This window comes from Floridaenema aerugineum BLCC-F46 (assembly GCF_041929345.1).
Taxonomy (GTDB): domain Bacteria; phylum Cyanobacteriota; class Cyanobacteriia; order Cyanobacteriales; family Aerosakkonemataceae; genus Floridanema; species Floridanema aerugineum.
In genome coordinates this window covers 1-8,546 of record NZ_JBHFNQ010000022.1, presented here as the reverse complement: position 1 = coordinate 8,546, position 8,546 = coordinate 1, and the positions used below count along the sequence as shown (strand labels likewise).

9 protein-coding genes are annotated in these 8,546 nt (G+C 43.0%); 2 read left to right on the top strand and 7 right to left on the bottom strand.

Translation table 11 applies throughout. The annotated features are described in order from the left end of the window. The 6 genes from ACE1CC_RS02580 to ACE1CC_RS02555 all read right to left on the bottom strand — a co-directional run. Nucleotides 1-990, bottom strand: a 990-nt coding sequence (locus ACE1CC_RS02580; RefSeq protein WP_413268912.1) for an RNA-guided endonuclease InsQ/TnpB family protein, incomplete at its 3' end; no start/stop codon positions are given. Nucleotides 991-1,166: 176 nt separating this feature from the next. Then, a complete protein-coding gene (locus ACE1CC_RS02575; RefSeq protein WP_413268911.1) occupies nt 1,167-2,180 on the bottom strand; it encodes a group II intron maturase-specific domain-containing protein in 1,014 nt (337 codons plus the stop codon). A gap of 610 nt (nt 2,181-2,790) precedes the next feature. Further along, nucleotides 2,791-2,979, bottom strand: coding sequence for a hypothetical protein (locus ACE1CC_RS02570; protein WP_413268910.1), 189 nt, complete (start codon nt 2,977-2,979; stop codon nt 2,791-2,793). A gap of 84 nt (nt 2,980-3,063) precedes the next feature. After that, the gene (locus ACE1CC_RS02565) at nt 3,064-4,026 is read right to left on the bottom strand and encodes a leucine-rich repeat domain-containing protein (RefSeq protein WP_413268909.1); all 963 of its coding nucleotides are present in this window, start codon (nt 4,024-4,026) and stop codon (nt 3,064-3,066) included. Nucleotides 4,027-4,141: 115 nt separating this feature from the next. Continuing rightward, complete coding sequence (locus ACE1CC_RS02560) at nt 4,142-5,557, bottom strand: DUF6745 domain-containing protein (RefSeq protein ID WP_413268908.1); 1,416 nt, start codon at nt 5,555-5,557, stop codon at nt 4,142-4,144. After that, nucleotides 5,544-5,759, bottom strand: a complete 216-nt coding sequence (locus tag ACE1CC_RS02555) for a hypothetical protein (RefSeq protein WP_413268907.1) — start codon at nt 5,757-5,759, stop codon at nt 5,544-5,546. Before ACE1CC_RS02555 ends, ACE1CC_RS02560 begins: the two co-directional genes overlap by 14 nt. A 303-nt stretch (nt 5,760-6,062) precedes the next feature. Between ACE1CC_RS02555 and ACE1CC_RS02550 the strand changes: the two genes are divergently transcribed. After that, nucleotides 6,063-7,307 (top strand): WD40 repeat domain-containing protein, encoded by a 1,245-nt coding sequence (locus ACE1CC_RS02550; RefSeq protein WP_413268906.1) that lies wholly within the window; start codon nt 6,063-6,065, stop codon nt 7,305-7,307. Between the two features lie 84 nt (nt 7,308-7,391). Then, on the top strand, nt 7,392-7,739 hold the full coding sequence (locus tag ACE1CC_RS02545) for a hypothetical protein (RefSeq protein WP_413268905.1): 348 nt from the start codon (nt 7,392-7,394) through the stop codon (nt 7,737-7,739). A 142-nt stretch (nt 7,740-7,881) separates the two neighbouring features. On the opposite strand, the gene ACE1CC_RS02540 is transcribed toward ACE1CC_RS02545, so the two are convergent. Further along, nucleotides 7,882-8,546, bottom strand: a 665-nt coding sequence (locus ACE1CC_RS02540) for a hypothetical protein (protein WP_413268904.1), incomplete at its 5' end; no start/stop codon positions are given.

Here is an 8,546-nt window from a genome sequence, read left to right as displayed (position 1 = left end):
AGAGACTTGATGATAACAGTTGGAACAGAGTTTAGAGCTAGGAAACCATCTATCAATTTCGATAAGCTTTGCACCTTTGCGCTCTAACTTATACGCCAAGAAATTGACAAACATTCCCCATCCACAATCAGATATAGCTTTGGCTAAATTCTGGTTCCGAACCATGCCTTTCACATGAAGATTTTCCACTATCACAGCTTGACTGTCGCTGGTCAACTTATGACTAAGTTTATGCAGAAAATCCTGCCTAGTATTGGCTACTCGTTCGTGAACTTTAGCTACTAACTTACGTTGCCTTTCCCTGGTTTTACTCCCATCTTTTTTGCGGGAAAGTTTTTGTTGCTTGCGCTTTAAATTCTTTTCATGTTTAGCTAAATGTTTAGGATTGTCATATTTAGAAATCTTCTCGCCGTCGCTAACAACGGCAAAGTGTTTAACCCCTAAATCAATTCCGTAAATCTTTCCCTCTGCTGATAATGGTGGCTCTCCATCCACTTCAAATAATACAGAACCGAAATATTTACCTGATGGGGTTTTGCTGATAGTAACAGTTTTTATCTTGCCATCAATCGGGCGATGAATTGATGCTTTTATTTCCCCAACTCCCCCTGGAATTTTCATCTCATTTTCCGAAACAGTTACATTTTGAGGGTATTGGGCTGATTGCTTTCCTTTCTTAGATTTGAATTTGGGAAATGCCGCCCTTCCCTCAAAAAAGTTTTTATATGCGGTGGTTAGATTTAATGTGGTTGCCTGTAATACTTGGCTGTAGCAATCACCCAACCATTTAGTTTCTTCGCTTTTCTTGAGTGCTGGCAATAGTGCGTTTAACGCAGACCGTCCTAATCCTTTACCTGTTTCTCGGTAGGTTTCAATGCTCTTGTTTAGAGCATAATTCCACCAATACCTTGCACACCCAAATATCTGAGCCAGCTTATGTTGCTGCTCATTTGTTGGGTAAATTCGGACTTTGACGACTTTGCGTTGCACTCAAATCACCTTCTTATCCCTTACGCTAGATAGCGATAAGTATAACTGCATTTCGGTAAGTTGGCAATATCGTTACTTCGTTTCTGAGGCGAGTAGGTCGGGTAAGGATTGGATATTACTACCCGCACCTCCCCTAAGAACCGTGCTTGTCAGTTTCCCAACACACGGCTCAAGCCTTACTTCAAGCCTTTCAACTTGGGTTTTGAATGTACCTGTTTGTGGCACGCTGCGTGCAAGTGCTGTAGGTTGTCAGTGTCGTCTAGGCCGCCTTTAGCTACAGGTACTATGTGGTGGGTTTCGACCTCTTCCCCATTGATTAATGGTTCACCGCAGATGGGACATTTCCAATTTTGGAGTTTGGCTACTTCATAATATTTTGAGCCTTTCTCCCAGTATGATTTCCCGTTCTTTTGGAGACGTTTATCCCAGTACTCTCTCAGGGACGGGTCATCTGGTGACGCGCTACCTTTAACCTTTATGTGCCTTTCAATGGGTGTTTTTGCGATAGGATACAGGGAAATAGTTGTCCCCCTTTTCCTACGGCGTTCACTTTCGCAAGCGAACGTCCATTGATTATTTTGGATGGTCTTAAAGTAACGATTCTTAACCCACTTTTTGCTTTTGTTGGGGTGTCTACGCCTTGCCCAACGCCAAAGGTATTGCCATACTCGGTATGAGATATAGCTGAAAGTTTCTTTACTAACTCCACCTTTATAATAGTTAGCAAAACCCCTGAGAATCGGATTCAGTTTTCTGATGACTGTCTCTTGCTCTTGACCATTCAGACGTTTGATTTCCTCTCCTATCCGTTTACAGAAAGCTAATACTTTCTTTTTGGATGGTTTGGTTAGCAGTTTACCGCTATAGTGTCTTAGGTTGAAGCCAAGGAAGTCGAAACCATCTTCCATTGACGTAATGACCGTCTTCTCAGTACTGAGTTCTAAGCCTCTTGAATTCATCCATTGCTGAATCTGGATTTGTGCTTTTTCGAGACTTCCTTTATCCCTAGCTGTGACTATGAAATCATCAGCGTATCTCACCACGCCAAGTTTCGGGTTGGTGGATTTTATGTGTTGTTTGGCACGAAAGATTCTTTGACGTAGATTTCTCACAGCTTTTCTTATTTGTCGCCAATTAATTTGGCTCCAATCTTCTAGCTGTTTCCTTTGTCCGTTTACGGTCATTTTCATGGCGGTATCTAACTTGTCATTAGATTCGATTTCTTAATCATTTCGTCTTTCGTATAAGACCCAGATGAATTCTGCTTTCCTTTCGGTCAGAGGCAAATTTTGTAGCCGTAGGCTTCCCGAAGGGTACCCCTATCTGATTCATTACAAATCAGCCTTCGCTTTTTCATCCATCCTCTACCCTCCAAGGTTTTCCGTCATTGTTGCCTTTGACCTACTAGGGATTTCGACCTTTCCTTAGACCTTGTAGGGTTTACCCTGTTGTATCGTCTAGTTTTCTTTTCTTTATTGGGTGCTGTCTCTACTGCGATGAGGTTTATTGTTCACACGGTTAAAGATGACGACAGTCTTTAACCCCCTCATAGGAACCTATCAGCCTTATTTGGTTCCTCGATGAATGACGCAGCTTATGACAATTCACTTGCGTTCACCGTTCAAAGAAATCCCCCTTGCTCCTAACTATCTTAGGCTGATAGCTTCGGCTACTTTCGTGGTCTGCATTCCGGTTGTTTCGTTACCTACTCGACCGTGACCGGACTCAGAGAGTCTTTTACGTGGGGGTAGGAGGTGTGAATCTCCTAGAGGACAGGGTTCCTCGTACTAGACGACCAGTTCAGGTCGCACATCGCCATTCATCCCATTCCTGCCACAGGGATTCATCTGCAAACTTTGCCCATATATAACCTTCTAGTTGAAATAGCAATGCTTCAACAGTACGTTTCGCTTCTGCTGGTAGGCGATCTTTGACGCGACACCAGTCAGTAAACGTCTTCAATTCGGATATATCGACTTGAATAGTCATAAGATTTAGCGATCGCAAACATTGATAAATAATCAGACCAAATGGCTAGGATTTGGCAAATTGATTCAACTCTTTTGCGCCTAGCTATTTCGTTTGCTCGATTTGTAAGTTAATTTGTTGGCTCAAGACTCCACGAATTTTCGCATTGTTTTCGGTGAGCAGCCACTCTGCTTTCCACTGACTCAGATGAGTCCAGTATTGCCGAGGAAGATCAACTCCAACAAAAGCCCAAACTTTTAACTTTGGATTGGGATGGTTGGCTAATTCTGACAGATCTTGAATGGGAACTTTACTCATTAGAGAGATTTTTTCCAATTTTTGTAATTGTGCAATTTCCGGCGGTAGCGCTGTGAAATTATTGTAATCTAGAGTGAGTTCTTGCAAATTTTGCAGTCGTCTAATTTGTGGTGGGAGTGTTATTAACTTATTTCCTATTAGATCGAGTTTTTGTAAGTTCTTCAATAGCCCAATTTCAGGTGGTAATGCTGTGAGCTTATTCCACCCTAAATCGAGTTCTTGTAAATTATGTAATTGCCCAATTTCCGGTGGCAATACTGTAAACTGATTATCACTTAGATCGAGTTTTTGTAAATTACGTAATTGTCCAAGTTCTGGCGGTAATGCTGTGAGCTTATTCCACCTTAAATCAAGTTCTTGTAAATTATGCAATTGCCCAATTTCCGGTGGCAATGCTGTAAGCTGATTCTCCGCAAGACTAAGTTTTTGTAAGTTTTCAAGCTGACCAATTTCAGGCGGTAGTGCTGTAAGATTATTTTCACCAGGCGGCCCGTATCCAGTACGTGAGTGTTCATTTCCCTCTATGCTGAGGTAGCGTAAGTTTTTCAGATGTCCAATTTCAGGTGGTAGCGTTGTGAGATTATTCCACCCTAAATCGAGTTCTTGTAAATTATGCAATTGCCCAATTTCCGGTAACAATTCGTCAAGAGTGTCACAATGGCTTACATAAAGTTTTCTCAAGTCTTTATGCTGTTGAAAAAAGTCAGATGGAAGTTTTTTAAGCCCTTGGTGCGATAGATTAAGTTCCATGAGATTCTCCAGGTGTTAAAATTTCTTTGGGAGAGCGATATGCCTCCGGCACGCTGCGCGAACGCAATCAAACCGACCAAAAGGAAGCTGTGCGGTTATAGCCAAATCAGCAATACTAGCTTTCTACTACAAAAGTTTCGGGGTCAATATCCCAGTTGCACCAAGCGATCGCCTCTCGCGCCGAAGTAATATCAGGTGGTGTCCGCAAAACGTGAATATGATTCGTGCTAGGACAAGTCATTTTTAACAGACAGATCGGTTCGACATCGATATCTGCCTGAACCATCAACAGCGAGTATTCCCGCCAAGCATCTAGTTCTACGGCTTCAAGGTCTTGCACAATGCGATCATAGCCAATGCCTTGAATCAGGACGCGCCGAAGTTCTGCGTTTGGTTCTTGCAACAGCCATTGCGATCGCCAATTCTGTGACAAAACTGCTCCGTACTTCTGGGGAATCGGGACTCCTCGCCAGAAATAATAACACTCCCAGTCTGACCATTGAACAGCAGGCTTGCCGTCTGCATGAAGCTGCTCGTTTTGAATTCGCATTACTGGAGAGGTCAGAACCATAACTTTGGTTTGGGTAATCCAAAAACAAAATAACCCCGCTTCCAGCGCATCTACAAATGGCATCCACACAGGAGACAATCGCTTGTACTGACGGCTGCTAGTAATAAAATCGGCGATCTCAACAGCCATTGCCGCTTCCGTTGCCACCTCGTTTCTGTTCCGCCACGCAGAATTCTGATTGCCATCAAAGGCAGCCTCCAAAACCGCAATTCTGGCAACACTCCTCACAGCAGCCAAGGTAAGATTGCGCGGAATATCGGCAGCCTCTTCTCGAGTAGTGTGCCATGCAACCATACTCGCAGAACTCCTACCACTAACCCACAACTGCCTAAATGCAGCATTAAACGCATCACCCCACGCCGCCTGCTTCGCAGCACCTTTCACAGTCCTGGCAGCACTACTGGCAGCTTTGCTCGCCTCACGCCACGCCCAAGGAAACATCATATCAAACGCAATATTCCACGCCTTATTCCACAAAGGATCGATCGCGGTTTTCTTGGCAGTCCTAAATGCAGCCTCTCGCGCCGCCTTAGCCACACTAAAATGTGGAGCATCACTTGCCGCATCAAAATCAAACATACCTTTTTTCGCTGCTGCCAACCCCGCGTCAAAGGCCGCTTTCCGCACTGTTTCCAGCGCAGCATCACTCGTCGCAGCACTCGCCCCTTCCCGCGCCGCTTCCAGTGCTGCTTCATGCTGTGGATCGTACACAACTTTCCACGCAGCATTGATCGCCTTTTGCCACGCAGCATCAAAAAACATAACCTCCGAGGCAGCATCGAATGCAGCATCAAAGGAGCGATAAATCTCGACCGGACGATCGTGCTGATTCAGTGCTTTTAAAAGCCGGGAAAAGGCATCTCGAATTCGTTGTTCGTCAATGTTCGGGTTTTCGTAATCGATCGCGGATAATCGATCAATAATCTGTTGAGCCTTGGGCGATAGATCAGTCGGCAACATAGCGCCATCCTTCGGGTTCATATTCACGCTGAAGAAGCACCATCCAGTCACCTTGGGGAATTGCGATACTCCAGACATAGTTCCATTCAATCAGTTCTAGCAATGCTTCGACGGTACGCTTCGCTTCTGCTGGTAGGCTATCTTTGGTGCGACAACAATCAGCAAAGCGGGTAAACATGGCGCAATTAAGTTGATTAGTCATGGCAGTAACCCTGCTTTTCCCCAAATAGAGAAATACTATCCTACATTTAGGTTACAATCATAATACAAAAAATAATAAATTAAGAGTTACTCTTGAGATACTAGCCCTTTCAAGGTGTACTAATTTTCCATATTCTTTATACAACAAATTGCAGTATTGCTTTTCCTGAAACAAAGATTGTTGAGTTACTACTGCAAGCTGTATTAGAGGTAATTTGCCTTAAGGCGTTGATGCAGAAATTTCTAATTGAGTGATGTAGTTGTTGTTATATTGCAAGCTTTTCAAAGTAGCAGGATTCAATTGATGAGTGAAGCAAAAACTCTGAAGAAAATTGAACATGATATGGAGTTGGGTAGTGAGCAACAGCGTATAGATGCTGTGCTAGATGCCTTTGATTATGGAGATGCTGGACTGTATCTAATCGTTCAGGCATTAAACGATCCGTGCCAATTGGTTAGAGAAGCAGCACATTTACTTCTAACAGAAAACCAGTCAGAACGAGCTAAACAAGCCTTATGGGATTATCTACCCTATCGGCATCTACAGCCACTGTGCACCTTACATTTCCTTCCTGACTATGAACACTACAACTATTGGTTATCTTATGGGAAAAGGGAAAAACAGCCTCAGAAAACTCCCGCTGCTTATCGCTGTTGGCAAACTCTGGACTATGTAGCCTTTACGCCAGATGAAAGGACATTAATTACTTACACAGATCGAGAAATGAGAACTTACCTTTGGAATTATCGAACAGGTGAGTTACAAGTCGAATTAACAGTTGCCAGTTGGGAGGACGGAGGACATATTGTACTGAGTCCGAATGGCTCTTATGTCATCTCCAATAATCAACGCGTACTAGAGGGATATCATTTGCAGCGAGGAGATTTTGTGCTTGATGGTTATCGCCTAAAATGTGAACCCACTGCCCTAGCAATCAAATCGGAATATACATTAATAGCAGGTGGTTGGGGTGTTACTTCTTATGGCATTGAACCTATTTATGTGTATCAACTTCCGATTACAGATCGAGCTTTTAATGAAACTTGGGCTGAGCCAAACCTCATTCATTACTTACGAGGACATACGTCTAGAGTTCAATCTCTGCTTCTGAGTCCTGATGAAGCATTGCTCTTGAGTCAGGCACACGATCGCCAAAACGATTCCCACCATCTTTGGGATACTCAAACTTGGGAACTGCTTCGTACTTATGAAACTTCTAGTGAGTGGATTGCAGATTGCCTTGCCACGCGCCCCAATGGGCAAGTGCTAGCTAGCGGCGATCGCGCGAGTACTGCCAGCGTTTGGGATTTGCGAACAGATGAAGTTCTTTATGTGCTGCCTGGGAAAGCGCCAACGGTTATGAGTGTGGATGGTCGCGTATTGATATGTCGAGGTGAACTTGGCGGATTACTGGTGTGGGATTTGGCAACTAATCGAGAGATTTGTACATTGGCAAATGATATTCATGAAATTGAACCTCTTGCCTTGAGTCGCGATCGTCAGTTTCTTGTCGTTCGCGTGGAGGACACGATTCAAGTGTGGGCATAACAGTAATTTTTTGGACTAGCGATCGCTAGAAAAGCAAGCTTTACTAAAAAAACTTGTAACTAACTTGACGAGGAGAAACCTACCTTGACTGACATCTTTTTGCCTCTCCCATACATACTGGAAAGACCAGGATATTGGGTGCCACCTGCTTTTTTTAAGCTTGGTAGCACCTTAGAGACAGTCGAATTTGCTCAAGTAATCACCTTAACCAGCACTTTTATTCCATTTCAATGTTTTGAAGTTATCATAACAGGTGTCTACGCTCCTGACGAGTTTAATTTTACTTTAGGACAACCTATTTCCAGTGAGATTCGCCGCAAAGCTAAAAAGACTTTCTTTTCCTTGATAAATCCTAGACAAAAGTACAGAAAGCTGTCTGAAGATGAATATTATTGCTTTTTTCCAGAGGAGCGTGAACTAAACCTTAATTAAAATTATTTAGACTGAGTTATAAAGATATTCTTTAAATTTCTATCCGCAGTTTTACTCAGGGTTGAGCAAGCATTAAGGATTGCCACTTCCACCCGATGCACCTAATATGCTTGTCCAGTTGTATGACTAGACTCGTGTGAAGTCAAGAGTACATAGATCGGATTGCTCGCAGTGATGGTAGCCCTTCAATAAAGTTGATAGCTGCGTGCAATCCAGCGATTGCATATAAATCCGCCGCATCCTCTTTTTCTGATAAACTAGCATTTGCTTCCTCTAGTAATTTCATCAAATATTCAGGTATTTGTACAATCGCACCATTACTACAAGTAAGAGTAACAAATTGAGTATCGGGAGCCAAAACTTTAGGTTTCAAAAATGCTAATTCCCTCTGAAAAGATTTGGAAATACAACGACATTTTCTCGCACCTCCTTTTCTACTTCTATATCGCCGCTTGGTTCGATAAAAACTGCCTTTGAGTAACGGAGGTTGATTAACTGTTAGTACAACTAAATGAAATGGTAAATTAAGCTGTTCTCCTTGTTTGATTTTGATTCTTTCTAACTCATATCGATCGAGTTCATCTGCTTTAATAGGACAGTGAGGATAATACGCTGCTTTACAGCTATAAGTTATATCGGAAAGTAACTCAGCTTTTTTAGATAATCTAGGGCTTGCTGAAAAAGAGCGAAAAGGGGAGAGGGTAAGGAGGTTCAGCGATGAAAACTGATAAAAGTGCAAGGAATGGGTGTAAAATAGCCCAGAAAGCTTGGATGAGCCGGAGAAAATGTACCGAAAAGAGGAGCAAC